General features: G+C 47.8%; 16 protein-coding genes, 7 tRNA genes and 3 rRNA genes. 22 read left to right on the top strand and 4 right to left on the bottom strand.

Going from position 1 to position 23,375, the window contains the following annotated elements; genetic code table 11:
- Positions 1-134: 134 nt before the first annotated feature.
- Positions 135-210 (bottom strand) — tRNA-Arg (locus tag LZT22_RS01695).
- Positions 211-303: 93 nt separating this feature from the next.
- On the opposite strand from LZT22_RS01695, the gene LZT22_RS01690 reads away from it, so the two are divergent.
- On the top strand, positions 304-603 hold the full coding sequence (locus LZT22_RS01690; protein ID WP_233923313.1) for a hypothetical protein: 300 nt from the start codon (positions 304-306) through the stop codon (positions 601-603).
- A gap of 2 nt (positions 604-605) precedes the next feature.
- Here LZT22_RS01690 and rsmI read toward each other — a convergent pair whose 3' ends face one another.
- Positions 606-1,499 (bottom strand): 16S rRNA (cytidine(1402)-2'-O)-methyltransferase, encoded by an 894-nt coding sequence (rsmI, locus tag LZT22_RS01685; RefSeq protein WP_233923312.1) that lies wholly within the window; start codon positions 1,497-1,499, stop codon positions 606-608.
- A gap of 11 nt (positions 1,500-1,510) precedes the next feature.
- Between rsmI and LZT22_RS01680 the strand changes: the two genes are divergently transcribed.
- The 3 genes from LZT22_RS01680 to LZT22_RS01670 are packed head-to-tail and all read left to right on the top strand — an operon-like array spanning position 1,511 to position 3,178.
- Positions 1,511-1,855, top strand: a complete 345-nt coding sequence (locus LZT22_RS01680) for a YraN family protein (protein WP_233923390.1) — start codon at positions 1,511-1,513, stop codon at positions 1,853-1,855.
- A 45-nt stretch (positions 1,856-1,900) separates the two neighbouring features.
- A complete protein-coding gene (locus LZT22_RS01675; protein WP_233923311.1) occupies positions 1,901-2,503 on the top strand; it encodes a phosphoheptose isomerase in 603 nt (200 codons plus the stop codon).
- An 18-nt stretch (positions 2,504-2,521) separates the two neighbouring features.
- On the top strand, positions 2,522-3,178 hold the full coding sequence (locus tag LZT22_RS01670) for a BON domain-containing protein (protein ID WP_233923310.1): 657 nt from the start codon (positions 2,522-2,524) through the stop codon (positions 3,176-3,178).
- Positions 3,179-3,215: 37 nt separating this feature from the next.
- Here LZT22_RS01670 and LZT22_RS01665 read toward each other — a convergent pair whose 3' ends face one another.
- Both LZT22_RS01665 and LZT22_RS12685 read right to left on the bottom strand, forming a co-directional pair.
- A complete protein-coding gene (locus tag LZT22_RS01665) occupies positions 3,216-3,878 on the bottom strand; it encodes a GNAT family N-acetyltransferase (protein WP_233923309.1) in 663 nt (220 codons plus the stop codon).
- Positions 3,879-3,921: 43 nt separating this feature from the next.
- Positions 3,922-4,053 carry a hypothetical protein gene (locus LZT22_RS12685; protein ID WP_255700884.1) on the bottom strand — a complete coding sequence of 44 codons (132 nt, stop codon included), beginning with the start codon at positions 4,051-4,053 and terminating at the stop codon, positions 3,922-3,924.
- A 171-nt stretch (positions 4,054-4,224) separates the two neighbouring features.
- Between LZT22_RS12685 and LZT22_RS01660 the strand changes: the two genes are divergently transcribed.
- From LZT22_RS01660 to rpoC, 18 genes are all read left to right on the top strand, one after another.
- Positions 4,225-5,757, top strand: a 16S ribosomal RNA gene (locus tag LZT22_RS01660).
- 58 nt (positions 5,758-5,815) lie between these two features.
- A tRNA-Ile gene (locus LZT22_RS01655) sits at positions 5,816-5,892 on the top strand.
- A gap of 30 nt (positions 5,893-5,922) precedes the next feature.
- Positions 5,923-5,998, top strand: a tRNA-Ala gene (locus tag LZT22_RS01650).
- 257 nt (positions 5,999-6,255) lie between these two features.
- Positions 6,256-9,130, top strand: a 23S ribosomal RNA gene (locus tag LZT22_RS01645).
- A gap of 110 nt (positions 9,131-9,240) precedes the next feature.
- Positions 9,241-9,354, top strand: a 5S ribosomal RNA gene (rrf, locus tag LZT22_RS01640).
- The 16S, 23S and 5S rRNA genes sit together here with 5 tRNA genes alongside, the layout of an rRNA operon.
- Positions 9,355-9,459: 105 nt before the next feature.
- Positions 9,460-9,545, top strand: a tRNA-Tyr gene (locus LZT22_RS01635).
- A gap of 110 nt (positions 9,546-9,655) precedes the next feature.
- A tRNA-Gly gene (locus LZT22_RS01630) sits at positions 9,656-9,729 on the top strand.
- A 23-nt stretch (positions 9,730-9,752) separates the two neighbouring features.
- A tRNA-Thr gene (locus tag LZT22_RS01625) sits at positions 9,753-9,827 on the top strand.
- A gap of 62 nt (positions 9,828-9,889) precedes the next feature.
- A complete protein-coding gene (tuf, locus tag LZT22_RS01620) occupies positions 9,890-11,080 on the top strand; it encodes an elongation factor Tu (RefSeq protein ID WP_233923298.1) in 1,191 nt (396 codons plus the stop codon).
- A gap of 20 nt (positions 11,081-11,100) precedes the next feature.
- A tRNA-Trp gene (locus tag LZT22_RS01615) sits at positions 11,101-11,176 on the top strand.
- 20 nt (positions 11,177-11,196) lie between these two features.
- Positions 11,197-11,574, top strand: a complete 378-nt coding sequence (secE, locus tag LZT22_RS01610) for a preprotein translocase subunit SecE (protein WP_233923308.1) — start codon at positions 11,197-11,199, stop codon at positions 11,572-11,574.
- Positions 11,575-11,581: 7 nt separating this feature from the next.
- On the top strand, positions 11,582-12,154 hold the full coding sequence (nusG, locus tag LZT22_RS01605; protein ID WP_233923307.1) for a transcription termination/antitermination protein NusG: 573 nt from the start codon (positions 11,582-11,584) through the stop codon (positions 12,152-12,154).
- Positions 12,155-12,286: 132 nt separating this feature from the next.
- Positions 12,287-12,718: a 50S ribosomal protein L11 gene (rplK, locus tag LZT22_RS01600; protein WP_233923306.1), complete on the top strand. Its 432-nt coding sequence runs from the start codon at positions 12,287-12,289 to the stop codon at positions 12,716-12,718.
- A gap of 2 nt (positions 12,719-12,720) precedes the next feature.
- Positions 12,721-13,422: a 50S ribosomal protein L1 gene (gene rplA, locus LZT22_RS01595; RefSeq protein WP_233923305.1), complete on the top strand. Its 702-nt coding sequence runs from the start codon at positions 12,721-12,723 to the stop codon at positions 13,420-13,422.
- A 231-nt stretch (positions 13,423-13,653) separates the two neighbouring features.
- Positions 13,654-14,280 carry a 50S ribosomal protein L10 gene (rplJ, locus tag LZT22_RS01590; protein ID WP_233923304.1) on the top strand — a complete coding sequence of 209 codons (627 nt, stop codon included), beginning with the start codon at positions 13,654-13,656 and terminating at the stop codon, positions 14,278-14,280.
- Positions 14,281-14,316: 36 nt separating this feature from the next.
- The gene (gene rplL / locus LZT22_RS01585; RefSeq protein ID WP_233923303.1) at positions 14,317-14,694 is read left to right on the top strand and encodes a 50S ribosomal protein L7/L12; all 378 of its coding nucleotides are present in this window, start codon (positions 14,317-14,319) and stop codon (positions 14,692-14,694) included.
- 229 nt (positions 14,695-14,923) lie between these two features.
- On the top strand, positions 14,924-19,024 hold the full coding sequence (rpoB, locus tag LZT22_RS01580; protein ID WP_233923302.1) for a DNA-directed RNA polymerase subunit beta: 4,101 nt from the start codon (positions 14,924-14,926) through the stop codon (positions 19,022-19,024).
- A gap of 1 nt (position 19,025) precedes the next feature.
- The gene (rpoC, locus tag LZT22_RS01575) at positions 19,026-23,297 is read left to right on the top strand and encodes a DNA-directed RNA polymerase subunit beta' (protein ID WP_233923301.1); all 4,272 of its coding nucleotides are present in this window, start codon (positions 19,026-19,028) and stop codon (positions 23,295-23,297) included.
- Positions 23,298-23,375 lie beyond the last annotated feature (78 nt).

The following is a 23,375-nucleotide window of genomic DNA, read 5'->3' as shown; positions in this document are numbered from 1 at the left end:
TAGCGGCGCAACGCGCGAAGAATCAACATAGGAGGGGTTTAAAGAGTTGGACACAATGTAAATAGAGGTTTAGACGCTTGAATGATAGAGCTTTTTGGTTTTTTCCGCTTGATTTGGATCAAAGTTACCCATGCTGGTGCGCCCGGCGCGAATCGAACGCGCGACCCTTGGCTTCGGAGGCCAATACTCTATCCACTGAGCTACGGGCGCATTAAGAACTAAGGCTCTATTGTAAGTGCCGGAATCGTTCGGGCTGGCTATAATTAACAAATCAACGAAAAAAACTAGCAAAAGAGCAAAATAATGAGCAATGGTCACGGTAGTTTAATTAAAACCCCAAAACAATTAATTGTGGTGGTTAGCCTCAGTTTTTTTGTTCCGCTTCTCATTATTTTATTGTTAATGGTTTATGTTAATAGCGGCCAACGCGAATCTGGCGGCAGCATTGAGGCAGAAAAAGGAATCGCACAACGGATTAAACCGGTTGGGCAGGTTACCCTGAGTGCGGCCGCAGTACCACCCTCAGTGGCGGAAAATACAGCGCCAGTGCCACCCGCGGTCGCTGCAATCACAGCTCCAGCCGCGAAGGCCGCAGCCAAATAGAGTTAATGTTTTTTAGCCATCAGCGCTAATTGATACGCCGCTTTTTGGGGCATGCCGGTAGCCGTAGACACCACCTTAGCAATCTCTTTGCTACCTAAATATTCAGCAAGTACATTAATCCAGCGATGTACTGCCACTGCGTCGGCTGACTGTGGTTCACTAGACTTCTCCCCGGCGACTAAAATAATAAATTCTCCCTTAAGACTAATTGCGTTGGCAAGCCAGTCTTTTAAGGCGCCTGCAGTTAAAAAAGCGATTGCTTCAAATTTTTTAGTCAGCTCACGACCAATAATGATTTCGCGCTCAGGTTTAAGAATCGCTGATAGATTCAATAAGCTAGATTGGATTTGATGTGGCGACTCAAGAAAAATACTCGCTTGCGCAGACAAATTAATTTCATTTAAAACGCGCTCACGCTCTTTTACCTTATGGGGCAAGAAGCCAATAAATTGAAAGCGGCCTTGTAAATGATCAAGTGCCCCGCCGCCAACTGAGGCAATCGCAGTAAGCGCACTGGGCCCCGGAATGGGGATCACCCGAAACCCCGCTTGCTGAACGGCACCGACGAGCTTAGCGCCGGGATCTGAAATGCCTGGCGTACCAGCATCCGAAATATAAGCCCAACGTTGCGACTGCTTTAAGTGGGAGATCATTTTTTTAGTAGCCGCAACCTCATTGTGCTCATGTAGCGCTACACATTTCTTATGAATGCCAAATGCCCGCAACAGGGCAGCGCTATGACGCGTATCTTCGCAAGCAATGCCATCAACTGCATTTAATACATGTAACGCGCGCAAGGTTATATCACCTAAATTACCGATCGGTGTAGCCACTACATACAATGCACTAGCCGGTAAATCTTGTTGTTGTAGAAAATCCGCTATACCCAATTCCATGGTGACACTCCATTCACATTCACAACATCGGTAAAAAAGCTGAAGCAGCAGCAAAAGAGTATCTTCAACGCGCAGGTCTCAACTTCGTCACCTTAAATTATCGCTGCCGCATGGGCGAGATTGATTTGATTATGCGTGATCAAGCTACTTTAGTGTTTGTAGAGGTCAGGGCGCGTAGCTCAAGCAATTGGGGCGGCGCCCTAGCTAGCATTAACGCCAGCAAACAAAATAAGATTTATAAAACAGCTCAATACTATTTGCAATCCCACTATCGCGCTAAGGACTATCCGTCGTGCCGCTTTGATGTGATTGCTATAAAAGGCGATCAACTAGAGTGGCTTAAGGCCGCATTTTGAAGGCAGCTTATCGTCCCTTGGTAAAACTAGGGGCATAATATTAGGATGAATAACCAGACCCTGCCGAGCTTAGAGACGCGAACCGCGCAGCATTTCTTAGATAGTATTGCGTGCCAAGAAGAGGCCGCGAAGACTCTGTCAGCGCTAGCAGCCCAAGCCATTTTGGCGATGGCTAACTGTCTTCAGGCCGGCGGCAAGATTATGGCCTGTGGTAACGGGGGTTCAGCCGCCGATGCACAACATTTTGCTGCCGAACTGATCGGTCGTTTTGAGCGCGAGCGGCGTGAGTTAGCAGCAATCGCCCTCACCACCGACACCTCTATTTTGACTGCAGTGGGTAATGACTACAGCTATGACGAAGTGTTTAGCAAGCAAGTGCGCGGCCTTGGCAAAACCGGTGATATTTTATTGGCCATCACTACTTCTGGCAACTCTAAAAATGTGTTGAAAGCAATTGTGGCGGCGCAGTCCATGGGCATTCAAGTCATTGCCTTCAGCGGCAATGGCGGTGGTCAGTTAAGCAACTTACTAGGCGTAAACGATTTACTTTTATGTGCGCCCGCGTCGCGCACTGCACGAATTCAAGAAACACATTTAATTCTGTTGCATGCCTTATGCGATGGGATTGATCATGTTTTGCTCGATTAACTTTAGAGGTCAGGTCAGATGAAAACGCTATTTCGTTCAGTGAGTGCGCTGTTATGTCTGTTGTCATTGCTGGGCTTATTAAATGCCTGCGGTGTCATTGCGGTCGGCGCAGTTGCAGGCAGCGCAAGCGTGCTAGCCGACCGGCGCACCGCAGCTGCTCAAGCAACCGACATTGGAATTCAGTTAGAAGCTGGGGCGCAGCTCAGCAATAAGTTTGGCAAAGACGCGCACATCAATGTAACGTCATTTAATCAACAGGTTCTTTTAACTGGTGAAGTAAAAACAGCAGAAATGAAAAGCCAAGCAGAAGCAGATGTGAAGCAATTAAAAAATGTTCGTACTGTCTTTAACGAACTTACCATTGGGCCCATTAGTTCTTATACGGCACGAGCCAATGATGCCTATCTCACTTCAAAAATTAAAACGGAAATGATTTTTACTAATAATCTCCCATCCAATTCAATGGATATCGTGACTGAAGGTACAAACGTTTATATGCTCGGTATTTTGACCGCAGCCGAGGCTGCAAGTGCAAAGAAAATTGCGAGCTCAACAAATGGTGTGAAAGCGGTTTATACGTTTTTTGATTTGATTTCTGAGGCTGACAAAGAGCGCATTGACCAGGCCAATAAAAATTCAGCTGCAGCGGCTACTAAGCCGGCACCACAAAACTAAGCTAGCAACCCAATAAAGATGCCAGCACTAGGCCTGCTTATTGGGCCTTGGTTTTTTTCAGCAACCAGCGTAAAGCTTTATTTGATTGATTTAGATTGGATTTGACGGCGAAATCAAAATCTGCAAGCTGGACATTAACGGCCTCAGCAAATATCGTGCTGGAATTTGCGGGTGGTAGCTTTAAGCAGGCTTCCGCTTCACCATAGGCATAGTCAATTTGCATACCTGCTTTTAGTGCCAAATGCACCATGATTTTATTTTGCGCTAAGCAATGCACAAATAAAGTGGTGACCTGAGTATTGCGCGCATGGACGATTGCTCGTTCTAGTAATGCAGCGCCACACCCTTGATAACGATTTTCGGCTAGAACGGAAACCCCAAATTCGGCAGCTTTACTGCGTTTGTTCCCAACCGGTAAATAGGCTAGGTGAGCAATCGCGATCAGCTTTAAGTTGGTATCGAAAATTCCAAAAATTGCATCCCGCTTAAAGTCAAGTTCGGCAACATAGCTTTGAATAACGACATCAGTAGACGGAAGGCCAAAGCGTAAACGGCGATCTTCCGCTTCTAAAAGCAAAAAATGCGCCAAGATAGCTGCGCGATGACCGGCATGCAGTTCTCTCACTGGCAGGCTATTAAGCCCACAAATAAATGGTTTGCGGGTAGGTTTTGCGGCACCCTTAAAGCATATTTTGTGCATTGCATCATTTTACCCCGTTTTGCGCTTTTGACTAGGGTTTTCCCTAATCTTCAGATTTGGCCGTTTTTTGTAAAGAATTTCTGAAAATATCAGCAGAAATACCTAGATGGGTGTTGACATCTTGCAATTCTTGTGTCATAGTAGCGGACTTCGCTGAAATTTCTAAAAAAGCCATTTCAGCCCTCTTTAAAAATTAGTCAATCGATAATTGTGGGTACTGGGTAAAGGCATCCAGTCCTTCGGGACAGATGTAAATAAAACAGTACTCAAGACAGTAAAAAGATTTGGTTTTTAACCAAGTCAATTTCTTGAATGAGTGCGACGATCCGCAAGGATCACAGGAATTAAACTGAAGAGTTTGATCCTGGCTCAGATTGAACGCTGGCGGCATGCCTTACACATGCAAGTCGAACGGCAGCACGGGTGCTTGCACCTGGTGGCGAGTGGCGAACGGGTGAGTAATATATCGGAACGTGCCTCATAGTGGGGGATAACGCAGCGAAAGCTGTGCTAATACCGCATACGCCCTGAGGGGGAAAGCGGGGGACCGTAAGGCCTCGCGCTATGAGAGCGGCCGATACCTGATTAGCTTGTTGGTGGGGTAAAAGCCCACCAAGGCGACGATCAGTAGCTGGTCTGAGAGGACGATCAGCCACACTGGGACTGAGACACGGCCCAGACTCCTACGGGAGGCAGCAGTGGGGAATTTTGGACAATGGGGGCAACCCTGATCCAGCAATGCCGCGTGAGTGAAGAAGGCCTTCGGGTTGTAAAGCTCTTTTGTCAGGGAAGAAACAGCAGCTCTAACACAGTCTGCGAATGACGGTACCTGAAGAATAAGCACCGGCTAACTACGTGCCAGCAGCCGCGGTAATACGTAGGGTGCGAGCGTTAATCGGAATTACTGGGCGTAAAGCGTGCGCAGGCGGTTATACAAGACAGGCGTGAAATCCCCGGGCTTAACCTGGGAATGGCGCCTGTGACTGTATAGCTAGAGTGTGTCAGAGGGGGGTAGAATTCCACGTGTAGCAGTGAAATGCGTAGATATGTGGAGGAATACCAATGGCGAAGGCAGCCCCCTGGGATAACACTGACGCTCATGCACGAAAGCGTGGGGAGCAAACAGGATTAGATACCCTGGTAGTCCACGCCCTAAACGATGCTGACTAGTTGTTGGGAATTTACATTCTCAGTAACGTAGCTAACGCGTGAAGTCAGCCGCCTGGGGAGTACGGTCGCAAGATTAAAACTCAAAGGAATTGACGGGGACCCGCACAAGCGGTGGATGATGTGGATTAATTCGATGCAACGCGAAAAACCTTACCTACCCTTGACATGTCACTAACGAAGTAGAGATACATTAGGTGCCCGTAAGGGAAAGTGAACACAGGTGCTGCATGGCTGTCGTCAGCTCGTGTCGTGAGATGTTGGGTTAAGTCCCGCAACGAGCGCAACCCTTGTCTTTAGTTGCTACGAAAGAGCACTCTAAAGAGACTGCCGGTGACAAACCGGAGGAAGGTGGGGATGACGTCAAGTCCTCATGGCCCTTATGGGTAGGGCTTCACACGTCATACAATGGTGCATACAGAGGGTTGCCAACCCGCAAGGGGGAGCTAATCTCAGAAAATGCATCGTAGTCCGGATCGAAGTCTGCAACTCGACTTCGTGAAGCTGGAATCGCTAGTAATCGCGGATCAGAATGTCGCGGTGAATACGTTCCCGGGTCTTGTACACACCGCCCGTCATACCATGGGAGTGGGTTTTGCCAGAAGCCGTTAGCCTAACCGCAAGGAGGGCGACTGCCACGGCAGGGTTCATGACTGGGGTAAAGTCGTAACAAGGTAGCCGTATCGGAAGGTGCGGCTGGATCACCTCCTTTCTAGAGAAAGATGCTGGAACTTTAGTGCCCACACTTATCGATTGACAACAAAAGCCACGGGTCTGTAGCTCAGCTGGTTAGAGCACCGTCTTGATAAGGCGGGGGTCGTAGGTTCAAGTCCTACCAGACCCACCACCAAAAGCAATACAGACTTAGTGGGTCGATGGGGGATTAGCTCAGCTGGGAGAGCACCTGCTTTGCAAGCAGGGGGTCGTCGGTTCGATCCCGTCATCCTCCACCATCAAACTAAATAGCAAAACTAAGCGATTCAAAACGTTTAGTTTTGCCATTTTCTTTTGGCTGTTCTTTAAAAATTTGAGTAAGCAAAGTGTCTGATGTATCTTTGAGAGTGCATCAGACAAGTAATATGGGTAGTGATTGAATCATCAATCAAAAGTAATACAAGCAAGAGTTTTAAATTGTTTGGATTACGGCGCAAACATGTCAGAAGTAGAAGTAAAAACCTGTAACGGTTACTAGCAATGGTGCTCGTTATAGGATCAAGTGAATAAGTGCATGTGGTGGATGCCTTGGCGATTACAGGCGACGAAAGACGTTATAGCCTGCGATAAGCCCCGGGGAGCTGGCAAATAAGCTTTGATCCGGGGATTTCTGAATGGGGAAACCCGCCGCTTTTGCGGCACCCACACCTGAATACATAGGGTGTGTGGAGCGAACCTCGTGAACTGAAACATCTAAGTAGCGAGAGGAAAAGACATCAACCGAGATTCCCAGAGTAGTGGCGAGCGAAATGGGAAGAGCCTTCTAGTGATAGCTCAGTAATTAACAAAATGGAATGGAAAGTCCAACAATATAGGGTGATAGTCCCGTATGTGAAAATTATTGGGTGGTACTAGGCTAGAGACAAGTAGGGCGGGACACGTGAAATCCTGTCTGAATATGGGGGGACCATCCTCCAAGGCTAAATACTCGTAATCGACCGATAGTGAACAAGTACCGTGAGGGAAAGGCGAAAAGAACCCCGGGAGGGGAGTGAAATAGATCCTGAAACCGCATGCATACAATCAGTAGGAGCCTCGTAAGGGGTGACTGCGTACCTTTTGTATAATGGGTCAGCGACTTACATTCAGTAGCAAGCTTAACCGAATAGGGAAGGCGTAGCGAAAGCGAGTCCGAATAGGGCGTTAGTTGCTGGGTGTAGACCCGAAACCAGTTGATCTATCCATGGCCAGGTTGAAGGTGCGGTAACACGTACTGGAGGACCGAACCCACTAACGTTGAAAAGTTAGGGGATGAGCTGTGGATAGGGGTGAAAGGCTAAACAAAACTGGAAATAGCTGGTTCTCTCCGAAAACTATTTAGGTAGTGCCTCGTGTATCACCATAGGGGGTAGAGCACTGTCATGATTGTGGGGTCCATTGCGGATTACCGCGTCATAGCAAACTCCGAATACCTATGAGTGCAAGCACGGGAGACAGACATCGGGTGCTAACGTCCGGTGTCAAGAGGGAAACAACCCAGACCGCCAGCTAAGGTCCCTAATATATGCTAAGTGGGAAACGAAGTGGGAAGGCTAAAACAGTCAGGAGGTTGGCTTAGAAGCAGCCATCCTTTAAAGAAAGCGTAATAGCTCACTGATCGAGTCGTCCTGCGCGGAAGATGTAACGGGGCTAAGCATATAACCGAAGCTGCGGATCACAGCAATGTGATGGTAGGAGAGCGTTCTGTAAGCCTGTGAAGGTGTGGTGTAAACCATGCTGGAGGTATCAGAAGTGCGAATGCTGACATGAGTAGCGATAAAGGGGGTGAAAAGCCCCCTCGCCGTAAGCCCAAGGTTTCCTGCGCAACGTTCATCGGCGCAGGGTGAGTCGGCCCCTAAGGCGAGGCAGAGATGCGTAGCTGATGGGAACAAGGTTAATATTCCTTGACCATTGTTAGATGCGATGGGGGGACGGATCGCGGAAAGTTGTCCGGGTGTTGGATATTCCCGGTTCCTGCATTGGAGATGGCTATTAGGTAAATCCGGTAGCGTAATTCAAGGGTGTGGGACGAGTGAGCTTGCTCGCGAAGCAATTGGAAGTGGTTCCAAGAAAAGCCTCTAAGCTTCAGTCTAACAAGACCGTACCGCAAACCGACACAGGTGGGCGAGATGAGTATTCTAAGGCGCTTGAGAGAACTCAGGAGAAGGAACTCGGCAAATTTGCACCGTAACTTCGGGATAAGGTGCGCCCTGGTAGCTTGACCGTGAACAACGGAAGGGCAAAGGGGTTGCAATAAAAAGGTGGCTGCGACTGTTTAATAAAAACACAGCACTCTGCAAACACGAAAGTGGACGTATAGGGTGTGACGCCTGCCCGGTGCTGGAAGATTAAATGATGGGGTGCAAGCTCTTGATTGAAGTCCCAGTAAACGGCGGCCGTAACTATAACGGTCCTAAGGTAGCGAAATTCCTTGTCGGGTAAGTTCCGACCTGCACGAATGGCGTAACGATGGCCACACTGTCTCCTCCTGAGACTCAGCGAAGTTGAAATGTTTGTGATGATGCAATCTACCCGTGGCTAGACGGAAAGACCCCATGAACCTTTACTGTAGCTTTGCATTGGACTTTGAACCGGTCTGTGTAGGATAGGTGGGAGGCTTTGAAGTTAGGATGCTAGTCCTGATGGAGCCAACCTTGAAATACCACCCTGGTTTGTTTGAGGTTCTAACCTTGGCCCATTATCTGGGTCGGGAACAGTGCATGGTAGGCAGTTTGACTGGGGCGGTCTCCTCCCAAAGTGTAACGGAGGAGTACGAAGGTACGCTTGGCACGGTCGGACATCGTGCCTAAAGTGCAATGGCAAAAGCGTGCTTAACTGCGAGACCGACAAGTCGAGCAGGTGCGAAAGCAGGTCATAGTGATCCGGTGGTTCTGTATGGAAGGGCCATCGCTCAACGGATAAAAGGTACTCTGGGGATAACAGGCTGATACCGCCCAAGAGTTCATATCGACGGCGGTGTTTGGCACCTCGATGTCGGCTCATCTCATCCTGGGGCTGTAGCCGGTCCCAAGGGTATGGCTGTTCGCCATTTAAAGAGGTACGTGAGCTGGGTTTAAAACGTCGTGAGACAGTTTGGTCCCTATCTGCCATGGGCGTTGGAGATTTGACGGGGGCTGCTCCTAGTACGAGAGGACCGGAGTGGACGTACCGCTGGTGTACCTGTTGTTTCGCCAGAAGCATCGCAGGGTAGCTATGTACGGAAGAGATAACCGCTGAAAGCATCTAAGCGGGAAACTTGCCTGAAGATGAGATCTCCCGGAGCTTTAAGCTCCATAAAGGGTCGTTGAAGACCACAACGTTGATAGGTCGGGTGTGGAAGCGCAGTAATGCGTTAAGCTAACCGATACTAATTGCCCGTTAGGCTTGATCCTATAACCAGCACCATTGGTGTTGGATGTTTGTGCGATTGATATAAATTGAATCGCTATCCAAATTTGCTTACTCAAATGGGGTTGTTGAATAAACAACCCCACCCTCTACGCCCGGTGACCATAGCGAGTTGGAACCACCCCTTCCCATCCCGAACAGGACAGTGAAACGACTCAACGCCGATGATAGTGCGGATTACCCGTGTGAAAGTAGGTAATTGCCGGGCACCAATGTAACGCCCAGACCCTCTTAGGTCTGGGCGTTTTTACTTGTGGGAAAAGGACTTACAGATTGACATGCCGGCTGGTTCGGGTGAAAATGTTCGGTTCGCGGAGAGATGCCCGAGCGGCTAAAGGGGGCAGACTGTAAATCTGTTGGCTTACGCCTACGTTGGTTCGAATCCAACTCTCTCCACCAGATGTAAGGAATACAGTAGTGCTTCTCAGTAGTGGCGGTAGGAATTAGCAATAAGCAGCGGGTTAAGAGATTTGAGTGAAGATAGTTGGCGAATGAGTTGATAAAACGCTGCGGGTGTAGCTCAATGGTAGAGCTGAAGCCTTCCAAGCTTATGACGAGGGTTCGATTCCCTTCACCCGCTCCAGCTGAATATCAGCAGTAGATTTTGCCCATGTGGCTCAGTGGTAGAGCACTCCCTTGGTAAGGGAGAGGTCGGCAGTTCGATCCTGCCCATGGGCACCATGTTTTTTGTGCAAGTGAATAGATTTAATTAATTAAAGAGTTAAACAGAAGGCAGATAAAAAATGGCAAAAGAAAAATTTGAACGGACTAAACCGCACGTTAACGTCGGTACGATTGGCCACGTTGACCATGGCAAAACAACCCTGACTGCGGCAATTACCACCGTGCTCTCTAAAGTGTTTGGTGGCGAAGCAAAAGCGTACGATCAAATTGACGCTGCGCCAGAAGAGAAGGCTCGCGGTATTACCATTAATACTGCCCACGTTGAGTATGAGACCAAGAATCGTCACTACGCGCACGTCGATTGCCCAGGTCACGCCGACTACATTAAGAACATGATTACTGGTGCTGCACAAATGGACGGCGCCATCTTAGTGGTCTCTGCTGCCGATGGCCCAATGCCCCAAACCCGCGAACATATTTTGCTCGCCCGCCAAGTTGGCGTGCCTTACATCATCGTCTTTTTAAATAAGTGCGATATGGTCGATGACGCTGAACTACTCGAGTTAGTCGAAATGGAAGTGCGTGAGCTCTTATCCAAATACGACTTCCCTGGTGATGACACCCCCATCGTTAAAGGTTCGGCTAAGCTTGCCTTAGAAGGCGACAAGGGCGAACTCGGTGAAGGCGCCATCATGGCCTTAGCCGAAGCCTTAGATACTTATATTCCCACCCCCGAGCGTGCAGTTGACGGCGCGTTCTTGATGCCAGTAGAAGATGTCTTCTCGATCTCCGGTCGCGGTACAGTCGTTACTGGCCGTATCGAGCGTGGCATTGTTAAAGTTGGTGAAGAAATTGAAATCATCGGTATTAAGCCCACCATCAAAACCACCTGTACTGGGGTTGAGATGTTCCGCAAATTACTCGATCAAGGTCAAGCAGGCGATAACGTCGGTATTTTATTGCGCGGCACTAAGCGTGAAGAAGTCGAGCGCGGCCAAGTCTTAGCGAAGCCCGGTTCAATTACACCGCATACCCACTTCACCGCTGAAGTCTATGTGCTGTCAAAAGATGAAGGTGGTCGTCATACGCCCTTCTTTAACAACTATCGCCCCCAGTTTTACTTCCGTACTACTGACGTAACCGGATCGATTGAGTTGCCAAAAGATAAAGAGATGGTGATGCCAGGCGATAACGTCACGATTACCGTAAAACTGATTGCTCCCATCGCCATGGAAGAAGGCTTACGTTTTGCGATTCGTGAAGGTGGCCGTACAGTTGGTGCTGGTGTAGTTGCAAAGATTTTGGCTTAGGGTTTGATTAATTGAAAAATAGGGGCGTAGCTCAATTGGCAGAGCGTTGGTCTCCAAAACCAAAGGTTGGGGGTTCGATGCCCTCCGCCCCTGCCACACGTTTGAATTGAAATTACATGTCACAACAGTCGCTTAGTCATAACGAATCTAAATCTGCTTGGGTTACCTTCCTTGCAGTAGCTATCGTTATTGTTGCTTTAGTTTTGTATTACATCCTGATTGATCAAACAATTTGGCTGCGTTTAGCAATTTTGTTTGGCGGTATTGCACTGGCAGTAGGTATTGTTGCCATCTCCCCAGAGGGCAAACGTTTCATTGTTTATGCAAGAGAGTCTTGGTATGAGGTCAAAAAGGTAGTCTGGCCCACCCGCAAAGAAGCAACCCAAATGACTCTGGTTGTTTTTGGCTTTGTCCTAATCATGTCGCTATTTTTATGGTTTGCAGACAAATTAATTGAATGGTTAGTTTTTTCAGTCCTGTTGGGCTGGAAGTGAGTAAAAAATGATTGATGCAGAATTAGCCACCAACCCCCAAGCCACTGGCAATATGCGCTGGTACGTGATTCACGCCTACTCCGGCATGGAAAAAAGCGTGAAAAAGGGCCTGGAAGAGCGGATCGCCCAATCGGGTATGCTCGATAAATTTGGCCGTATTTTGGTGCCATCTGAAGAGGTTGTAGAGATTAAAGCGGGGCAAAAGTCGGTTTCAGAGCGGCGTTTTTTCCCTGGATACGTACTCATTGAGATGGAAATGACCGATGAAAGCTGGCATTTGGTCAAAAATACCCCCAAAGTTACGGGTTTTGTCGGTGGAGTGCGCAATCGCCCTTCCCCCATTTCAACTGCCGAAGTCAGCAAAATCATGGATCAAATGCAGGCTGGGGTTGATAAACCTAAGCCGAAGACCTTATTTGAAGTTGGCGAGATGGTGCGGGTTAAAGAAGGCCCGTTTACCGATTTCAATGGCAATGTCGAGGAAGTGAACTACGAGAAGTCACGTTTACGTGTTTCTGTTACAATCTTCGGTCGCGGTACGCCAGTTGAGCTCGAGTTTGGCCAAGTGGAAAAGATGTAATTTGTTTTAGTTTTTTCGTATTTGCAGTAACCGAGGAGCCGATCCAGCATTGCCAAATCTGGTGAAGCGTCTACTCAACGGCGGCTTTGTATTCTATTAATGAACACGCGGCGCGCTTTTTAGGAGTAATTCATGGCAAAGAAAATTATTGGCTTTATAAAACTGCAGATTCCTGCAGGAAAAGCCAACCCATCACCCCCCGTTGGACCAGCTTTAGGTCAGCGCGGCCTCAATATTATGGAATTTTGTAAAGCGTTTAATGCTCAAACCCAGAGCATGGAGCCTGGCTTACCTATTCCCGTCGTGATTACTGCCTTTGCAGACAAGAGCTTCACGTTTGTGATGAAGACCCCGCCTGCTTCAATTTTAATTAAGAAAGCGGCCAAAATTGAAAAAGGTTCGCCGCGTCCTCATACCGATAAGGTGGGAAAAATCAGCCGGGCACAAGCTGAAGAAATTGCTAAAACAAAAATGCCCGATCTTACTGCTGCCGATATGGACGCTGCCGTGCGCACGATCGCAGGTAGCGCTCGCTCGATGGGCATTACGGTTGAGGGCCTCTAATCATGACAAAATTATCCAAGCGCACCAAAGTCATTCAAGCCAAAGTAGACCGTAACAAGTTTTACTCCTTAGATGACGCGCTCAACTTAGTTAAAGAATGTGCCACTGCTAAATTCGATGAGTCGATTGACGTTGCTGTGCAATTGGGCATTGACGCTAAAAAATCCGACCAAGTGGTGCGTGGCGCAGTAGTATTGCCCGCAGGTACTGGTAAGCATGTGCGAGTAGCAGTTTTTGCCCAAGGCGAGAAAGCCGAACAAGCTAAAGCTGCTGGTGCAGAAATTGTTGGCATGGAAGATTTAGCTGAACAAATTAAAGGCGGAAAAATCGATTTCGATATTTTGATTGCCTCGCCAGACACGATGAAAATCGTTGGCACCTTGGGCCAAGTTTTGGGCCCACGCGGTTTAATGCCGAATCCTAAAGTTGGTACGGTGACGCCAGATGTTGCTACTGCAGTTAAAAATGCTAAAGCAGGTCAAGTGCAATTTCGTGTAGATAAGGCCGGCATTGTGCATGCAAGTATTGGCCGTCGTTCGTTTGAGCCAACTGCGCTAAAGAGTAATTTACTTGCTCTGCTTGAGGCATTAAACAAGGCGAAGCCTACTTCAACTAAAGGTATTTATTTAAAGAAAGTCGCGGTTAGCAGCACGATGGGTGCTGGTGTACGCGTGGATCAAACTTCGTTACAAGCGGCTCAGTAAGGCGCTGGTAACAAAAAAGAACTTTGGGTCGGCACTGTAAAAGTGTCGAACATCAAAGACCGTTGGTGGGGTAAATGGTGGTACTCATTGAACCCTTAATCATTGCAATTGCAATAACCAACGCAGATGGCGAGCCTGGAACCCATTCGTAGCAGTTTGTGCGATTGACGAATCAGACGCTGGTGTATGAAGCACCCAACTGGTAGCAGTTGGTTTTGGAGGAGTTAAACCGTGCCTTTGAATGTAGAAGACAAAAAAGCGATTGTTGCTGATGTCGGCGCACAATTGGCGGCGGCTCAAACGGTGGTGTTGGCTGAATATCGGGGCATTCCCGTTGGCGAGCTGACGACGCTGCGTGCAAACGCGCGTGCCCAAGGTGTTTATTTGCGTGTTCTAAAAAATACGTTGGCGCGTCGTGCTGCACAAGGAACCCAATTTGAGCCTCTGGCCGATTCGATGGTTGGACCCTTGATTTACGGCATTTCTGTTGACCCTATTGCATCTGCAAAGGTCCTGCAGCAATTTGCTAAAACTCAAGAGCATCTAGTCATTAAAGCAGGTCTGTATAACGGCAAGATGTTAGACGTCAATGGTGTGAAAGCGTTGGCAACGATTCCAAGTCGTGACGAATTGCTTTCGCAGTTGTTGGGTGTCATGTTGGCCCCTGTCTCAGCGATGGCCCGAGTGTTGGGTGCAGTTGCTGCGCAAAAAGCCGCTGGTGCTCCTGCACCTGCAGCTTCACCAGTTGCAGCAAGCGAAACAGTAGCAGAAGCAGCGCCTGCTGAAGTTGTCGCCGAAGCAGCGCCCGCTGTCGAAGCAGCCGACCAACCCAATGTTGAACCCCCCGCTGCTGAATAAGCGCCGGATTAATTATTTAAGTATTAGGAGCTAAAAATGGCAATTACCAAAGAAGAAATTATTGAAGCAGTAGGCACAATGTCGGTAATGGATCTGAACGATCTAGTGAAGGCATTTGAAGAGAAGTTTGGCGTATCAGCAGCAGCAATGGCTGTAGCTGGCCCAGCTGGCGGCGGCGGTGGAGCAGCTGCTGCCGAAGAGCAAACCGAATTTACGGTTAACTTGCTTGAGGTTGGTGGTAACAAAGTTGCTGTGATTAAAGCAGTACGTGAAATCACTGCACTTGGCCTTAAAGAAGCAAAAGACTTAGTCGATGGTGCGCCCAAGCCAATTAAAGAAGGCGTCGACAAGAAATCTGCTGAAGAAGCCAAGAAGAAACTTGAAGAAGCCGGCGCTAAAGCCGAAATTAAGTAATTTAAAAAAAGCCATGGTCCTGCATTGCAGGGCTTTGGCTATTTTGGTTTGACTTTTTAGAGGTCAAACCCGATTTCATTTGTTGAATTGAAATCAGGTTTGCCTTCTGATACGACTGCAGAAGACAAGTTTGGTCGGGCACTAAATCGATACGGTTTAGTGTTGTCCGCCAGTGGTTGGTAGAGGCCAACCGCCAAATCTTTGCTCAGTCGCTGAATTCGGAGATGAAATGAACTATAGCTTCACCGAACGTAAGCGTATTCGCAAAAGTTTTGCTAAACGCGTTAATAATCACCAGGTTCCTTACCTGATTGCAACCCAGCTTGAGTCCTATGCAAAATTTTTGCAGGCCGAAAAACCGGCCATGTCTCGCATTAATGAGGGCTTACAGGCAGCCTTTACTTCAGCGTTTCCCATTGTGTCAAACAATGGATATGCACGCATGGAGTATGTCTCATATCAATTATCGCAACCCCCATTTGACGTTAAAGAATGTCAACAACGGGGCTATACCTACCACTCTGCCTTACGCGCCAAGGTGCGTTTGATCATCTATGATCGCGAAGCGCCAACTAAGGTTAAGGAAGTAAAAGAGAGCGAAGTATATATGGGCGAGATTCCGCTCATGACCCAAAATGGCTCTTTTGTAATTAACGGTACCGAGCGTGTGATTGTTTCGCAGTTACACCGTTCGCCTGGCGTGTTCTTTGAGCACGACAAAGGTAAAACGCATAGTTCCGGCAAATTGCTGTTCTCTGCTCGCATTATTCCTTACCGTGGCTCATGGCTCGATTTCGAGTTTGATCCTAAAGATATTTTGTATTTCCGGGTTGACCGCCGTCGCAAGATGCCCGTAACCATTTTGCTGAAGGCAATTGGTTTAAGCAACGAACAGATTTTGGCCAATTTCTTTAATTTTGATCATTTCACCTTAAGCCCTAATGGCGCCTCGATGGAATTTGTGCCACAGCGTTTGCGTGGCCAATTAGCCAACTTTGATATTTTGGATAAAAACGGCGAAGTCGTGATTCAGAAAGACAAGCGCATTAATGCTAAACACATTCGTGATCTTGAGGCCGCTAAAACGAAGAGCATTGTTGTGCCTGATGATTATTTAGTTGGTCGGGTAGTGGCAAAAAATATTGTTGATCCCGAGTCGGGCGAAATCCTAGCTTATGCCAACGATGAAATTACCGAAGAATTATTAGCGACATTGCGTGATGCCAACATTAAGCAACTGGAAACAATTTATACCAATGATTTAGATTGTGGTGCTTATATTTCGCAAACCTTGCGTGCTGATGAAACTGCCGATCAAACTGCTGCTCGTATTGCTATTTATCGCATGATGCGTCCTGGTGAGCCGCCTACAGAAGATGCAGTAGAGGCCTTGTTCCAACGCTTGTTTTATAACGAAGACTCCTACGATTTATCCCGCGTCGGTCGCATGAAGGTAAATAGCCGCTTGGGTCGTCCAGAAATGGAAGGCGCAATGGTTTTATCCAATGAAGACATTCTCGACACCATTAAGTGTTTAGTTGACCTGCGGAATGGCAAAGGCGAAGTGGACGATATTGACCACCTCGGTAATCGTCGTGTACGTTGTGTAGGTGAGTTAGCAGAGAATCAATTCCGCGCTGGTTTATCTCGAGTAGAGCGTGCAGTTAAAGAGCGTTTAGGCCAAGCTGAAACTGAAAACTTGATGCCGCATGATTTAATTAATAGCAAGCCAATTTCGTCGGCAATTCGTGAGTTCTTTGGCTCATCACAGCTCTCGCAATTTATGGACCAAACCAACCCGCTGTCAGAAATTACGCATAAGCGGCGTATTTCTGCTTTAGGACCTGGCGGTTTAACGCGCGAACGTGCCGGCTTTGAGGTGCGTGACGTACATCCAACGCACTACGGTCGAGTTTGCCCAATTGAAACGCCAGAGGGACCAAACATTGGACTAATTAACTCCCTCGCTTTATTTGCCCGCTTAAACGAGCACGGTTTCTTAGAAACCCCATATCGTAAAGTTAATAATGGCAAGGTAACTGATGAAGTCATGTATCTATCAGCTATCGAAGAAGCGAAGTATGTTATTGCTCAGGCTAATGCCACGATCGATAAGAACGGGAAATTAGCCGATGAATTAGTTTCTGCACGTCAGGCTGGTGAAACCTTAATGCTTAGCCCAGATCGGGTTGACTTTATTGACGTCGCCCCAAGTCAAATCGTTTCTGCGGCTGCATCATTAGTGCCCTTCCTTGAGCACGATGACGCTAACCGCGCCCTGATGGGTGCGAACATGCAACGTCAAGCAGTGCCTTGTTTACGTCCTGATAAGCCACTAGTAGGAACTGGTTTAGAGCGTATTGTGGCAGTTGACTCGGGCACTGTCGTGTTGGCGATGCGTGGCGGTTTAGTTGATTATGTTGATGCCAATCGAATTGTGATTCGGGTTAATGATGATGAAACCGCAGCTGGCGAGGTTGGTGTAGATATTTATAACCTCACTAAATACACACGCTCGAATCAAAATACGAATATTAATCAGCGCCCCATCGTGCAGGTTGGCGATCAGGTTGCGCGCGGCGACGTAGTTGCTGATGGCGCTTCAACCGATTTAGGTGAGTTGGCATTAGGGCAAAACATGACCGTGGCATTTATGCCGTGGAATGGCTATAACTTCGAAGATTCGATCTTAATTTCTGAACGGGTTGTTGCTGAAGATCGCTATACCTCAATTCATATTGAGGAATTATCGGTCGTGGCCCGCGATACTAAATTAGGCTCGGAAGAAATCACCCGTGATATTTCTAATTTAGCGGAGTCACAACTTTCTCGCTTGGACGAGAGCGGTATTGTTTACATTGGCGCTGAAGTTGAAGCAGGCGATGTCTTGGTAGGCAAGGTAACCCCGAAAGGCGAAACCACGCTGACTCCTGAAGAAAAGCTCTTACGGGCTATCTTTGGAGAAAAAGCATCTGATGTGAAGGATACGTCTTTGCGTGTGCCCTCCGGCATGATTGGTACTGTTATCGACGTACAAGTCTTTACGCGTGAAGGTATTGATCGTGATGCCCGCGCACAAGCCATTATTCAAGAAGAGCTACAGCGTTATCGGCTCGACTTAAATGATCAATTGCGTATCGTAGAGGGCGATGCATTTAGCCGTCTAGAGAAATTGCTCATGAATAAGGTCGCTAATGGCGGTCCGAAAAAATTGGCCAAGGGTAGCAAAATAACCCAAGAGTATTTGACTGACTTAGATAAATACCATTGGTTCGATATTCGCCCAGCGGATGATGATGTCGCTATGCAAGTAGAGGCGATTAAATCTTCCATTGAAGCCAAGCGTAAGCAATTTGATGATGCGTTTGAAGTGAAGAAGACCAAGCTGACTCAAGGCGATGACTTGCAGCCAGGCGTAACCAAAATGGTGAAAGTCTATTTAGCGGTGAAGCGCCGCTTACAGCCTGGCGACAAAATGGCTGGACGTCACGGCAACAAAGGTGTGGTTTCTAAAATTGCACCTGCCGAAGATATGCCTTTTATGGCTGATGGCCGTCCCGTCGATATCGTACTGAATCCCTTAGGCGTTCCCTCGCGGATGAATGTGGGTCAAATCTTAGAGACCCACTTAGGTTGGGCTGCCCAAGGTATTGGTAAGCGAATTGACAGCATGATTAAAGATCATGTGAAGCAGGCCGAAATGCGCAAGTTCTTGAAGCAGTTGTATAACGAAACTGGGCGCGTTGAGGATATCGACAGCTTTACGGATGAACAAGTCAATATGCTGGCTGAAAATTTGCGTCAAGGTTTGCCATTCGCGACGCCCGTGTTTGACGGGGCTACCGAAGTAGAAATTGGCAAGATGCTCGATTTAGCTTATCCAGAAGAGGTTGCTACTGCACTCCAAATGACACCCTCACGGCAACAAATGATTTTGCGTGACGGTCGTACTGGTGATCAATTTGAGCGTCCTGTCACAGTTGGCGTAATGCATGTCTTAAAACTCCACCATTTGGTCGATGACAAGATGCACGCCCGCTCAACTGGACCGTACTCGCTGGTAACCCAGCAGCCATTGGGTGGTAAAGCCCAGTTTGGTGGTCAGCGCTTTGGTGAAATGGAAGTGTGGGCCTTAGAGGCTTACGGTGCAGCGTATGTATTACAAGAAATGCTTACCGTGAAGTCGGATGACGTTACAGGCCGAACCAAAGTGTATGAAAACATCGTCAAAGGCGAGCATACGATTGATGCGGGCATGCCCGAATCATTCAATGTGCTGGTAAAAGAAATCCGTTCGTTGGGTATTGACATTGACATGGAGCGTAACTGATATGAAAGCATTGCTCGATCTATTTAAGCAAACACAGGGCGAAGAGCAGTTTGATGTCATTAAAATTGGCCTCGCTTCTCCCGAAAAAATTCGTTCGTGGTCATTTGGTGAAGTACGCAAACCAGAAACGATTAACTATCGCACTTTTAAACCAGAGCGCGACGGCTTATTCTGTGCCAAGATTTTTGGTCCAACTAAAGACTATGAATGTTTATGCGGTAAATACAAGCGCTTGAAATTTCGTGGGGTTATTTGCGAAAAATGTGGCGTTGAAGTTACTTTGGCGAAAGTGCGCCGTGAGCGCATGGGTCATATTGAGTTAGCAGCACCCGTTGCGCATATTTGGTTCTTAAAATCATTGCCATCCCGCTTGGGCATGGTGCTCGATATGACTTTGCGTGATATCGAGCGGGTGCTGTACTTTGAAGCATATGTGGTGGTTGATGCTGGCTTAACTCCCGAGGGAGCGATGAAGCGCGGCCAAATTATGTCTGAAGAAGAGTACAACGCGAAGCTTGAAGAATTCGGTGATGGCGCATTTACAGCCATTATGGGAGCTGAAGGCATTCGTGATTTGCTTCGTTCAATTGATATCAATCGTGAGGTTGAAACTATCCGTGCCGATTTAAAGGCAACCGGTAGCGATGCCAAGATTAAGAAGTATGCAAAACGCTTGAAAGTATTAGAGGCATTCCAGAGCTCAGGAATCAAGCCTGACTGGATGATCATGGAAGTGCTGCCAGTGTTACCCCCCGAGTTGCGCCCCTTGGTGCCCTTGGATGGCGGTCGGTTTGCTACCTCTGATTTGAATGATCTTTATCGCCGTGTTATTAATCGTAATAATCGCTTAAAGCGTTTACTAGAGTTACGCGCACCTGAAATCATTGTGCGTAATGAAAAACGCATGTTACAAGAAGCCGTTGATTCATTACTTGATAACGGTCGTCGCGGTAAGGCCATGACTGGCGCCAATAAGCGCCCTCTCAAGTCTTTGGCTGAAATGATTAAAGGTAAGAGTGGTCGTTTCCGGCAAAACTTGTTAGGCAAGCGCGTTGACTATTCTGGCCGTTCAGTCATTGTGGTTGGCCCAACCTTGAAATTGCATCAGTGCGGTTTGCCAAAATTAATGGCCTTAGAATTATTTAAGCCATTTATTTTCAACAAGCTTGAGACTTTAGGAATTGCAACTACCATTAAAGCTGCAAAGAAAGAAGTTGAGAGTCAAACGCCAATCGTATGGGACATTCTCGAAGAAGTCATTCGTGAACATCCAATCATGCTCAATCGTGCGCCTACATTGCACCGTCTTGGTATTCAGGCTTTCGAGCCAATGTTGATTGAAGGCAAAGCGATTCAGTTGCATCCCTTAGTTTGCGCAGCATTTAATGCCGACTTTGACGGCGACCAAATGGCGGTGCACGTGCCTTTGTCGCTCGAAGCGCAAATGGAAGCACGCACTTTAATGTTGGCCTCGAACAATGTCTTGTTCCCTGCTAATGGCGAGCCATCCATTGTGCCGTCACAAGACGTTGTATTGGGCTTGTACTACGCTACTCGCGACAAGATTAACGGCAAAGGTGAAGGTATGGTTTTTGCCAATATCACTGAAGTTGTGCGGGCTTATGAAGCTGGTGTAGTTGAGTTAGCTTCCCGTGTTGCCGTGCGAATTACCGAGTTTGATATTGTTGATAAGAAGGCCGAGGGCGACGCCCGTTTTGCCGAGAAAAAAACGATTTATCAAACCTCAGTAGGCCGTGCCATTTTGTCTGAAATTTTGCCTAAAGGCATGTCCTTTGAAGAGATTAACAAGCCACTTAAGAAGAAAGAAATTTCGCGGCTTATTAATACTTCATTTCGGAAGTGTGGCCTGCGCGAGACGGTGATTTTTGCTGATCGACTCTTGCAAGCGGGTTTCCGTTTAGCCACTAAAGCAGGTATCTCAATTGCAATTGATGACATGCTAATTCCGCATGCTAAAGAGCGCATCATTACTGATGCTTCCAATAAGGTGAAAGAGTACGACAAGCAATTTATGTCGGGCTTAGTAACCAATCAAGAGCGTTATAACAACGTGGTTGATATTTGGGGCGCGGCTGGCGATCAGGTTGGTAAAGCCATGATGGATGAGTTATCGCACGTTGAGGTTTTAGATCGCAACGGCAATAAAGCCCGTCAAGAATCATTTAATTCCATTTACATGATGGCCGATTCAGGTGCGCGTGGTTCAGCTGCGCAAATACGTCAGTTGGCTGGTATGCGTGGATTGATGGCAAAGCCTGATGGCTCAATCATCGAGACGCCAATTACGGCTAATTTCCGTGAAGGTTTGAATGTTTTGCAGTATTTCATTTCTACCCACGGTGCACGTAAAGGCTTAGCCGATACAGCGTTGAAGACCGCAAACTCGGGTTATTTAACACGCCGTCTATGCGACGTGACCCAAGATCTAGTGGTCATTGAAGATGATTGTGGTGCTACCAGTGGCGTGACCATGAAGGCGCTAGTTGAGGGCGGAGAAATTATTGAGGCCTTACGCGACCGCATTTTGGGTCGGGTCTGTATCGAAGATATTCTCAATCCCGAGACGCAGGAAGTCATCATTCCACACGATACCTTGCTTGATGAAGATCATGTCGATCAAATTGTGGCACTGGGTATCGATGAAGTGAAAGTACGCACCGTCTTATCTTGCTTAACTCGTTATGGTTTATGTGCGAAGTGCTATGGCCGTGATCTTGGACGTGGTGGTCTGGTTAACGTTGGTGAGGCAGTGGGCGTGATTGCTGCTCAGTCAATTGGCGAGCCTGGCACACAGTTAACGATGCGTACATTCCACATCGGCGGTGCTGCATCACGGGCACTAGTGGCAAGTAATGTTGAAGCAAAATCAAGCGGTACTTTGAAGTTTTCCTCATCGATGCGCATGGTTAAAAATGCCAAAGGTGAGCAATTGGCGATTTCTCGTTCAGGCGAAGCACTCATCGTTGATGATAATGGCCGCGAACGCGAACGGCATAAAGTACCTTATGGCGCAACATTAGTTTTAAAAGAAGGCGCTGCAGTTAAAGCAGGCGCTAGTTTGGCCACTTGGGATCCCTTAACTCGTCCTATTATTTCAGAGTACGCTGGTATTGCGCGCTTTGATAATGTGGAAGAGGGAGTGACGGTTGCCAAGCAGGTCGATGAGGTGACGGGTCTTTCAACCCTAGTCGTTATTGACGGCAAGCGGAGAAGTGCAGCTAGCAAAGGGGTTCGGCCGGTGATTAATTTGATCGACGATCAAGGTGCTGAAGTCATGATTACGGGCACCGACCATCCGGTCACCATTGGTCTGCAAGTGGGCGCTTTAATTACCGTTAAAGATGGCCAGAAGGTTGAAGTTGGCGAAGTCTTGGCACGTATTCCCATAGAGTCACAAAAGACTCGCGATATTACAGGGGGCTTGCCGCGCGTTGCCGAATTATTTGAAGCGCGTTCGCCAAAAGATGCCGCAGTATTGGCAAAAGTAACGGGCACAGTATCGTTCGGTAAAGAAACGAAAGGTAAGCAGCGTTTAGTTATTACCGATATGGATGGCGAGGCCAACGAGTTCTTAATTGCCAAAGAGAAACAAGTGTTAGTGCATGACGGCCAAGTAGTAAATAAGGGCGAGATGATTGTCGAAGGCCCGGCCGACCCACACGATATCTTGACACTCAGAGGCGCAGAAGAGCTAGCCATTTACATTGTTGATGAGGTTCAAGACGTTTATCGCTTGCAAGGCGTGAAGATAAACGACAAACACATTGAAGTCATCGTGCGGCAGATGTTGCGCCGTGTGCAGATCTCCGATCCAGGCGATACCGGCTTTATTATGGGCGAGCAAGTTGAGCGCTCGAAGTTGTATGACGCCAATGATCGGGTGATTGCTGAAGGTAAGCACCCTGCTCAGTTTGAAAATGTGCTCTTAGGTATTACTAAAGCCTCTTTATCAACCGATAGCTTTATTTCGGCAGCTTCTTTCCAAGAAACCACACGTGTTTTGACCGAGGCCGCAATTATGGGCAAAGTCGACACCTTGCGTGGTCTCAAGGAAAACGTCATTATTGGGCGCCTTATTCCAGCGGGCACCGGCTTGTCTTATCGCCGTGCGCGTAAGGTTCGTGAGCAATTTGAGCGTGATCGCGCACAGATGATCGCTGCCGAGGAAGAGGCCTTAGCAAATGCACCCGAGCTCGCGGTTGAGGGCGAAGTGCTTGTTGCAGCCCCCGAAGGAGAGGCAGAGCAAAGCTAAGCTCAGTTCACCATTTTGTTGCCATTCTGGCCAGTTTTTCTCGTTGCAGGTTGACGGGAAAGGCTGGCCAAGCTAGAA

Origin of the sequence: Polynucleobacter sp. IMCC 29146, from assembly GCF_021395195.1 — a bacterium.
Taxonomy (GTDB): Bacteria; Pseudomonadota; Gammaproteobacteria; order Burkholderiales; family Burkholderiaceae; genus Polynucleobacter.
Note: the sequence above shows the minus strand (reverse complement) of the source record. Positions and strands in the feature narration are given on the sequence as shown.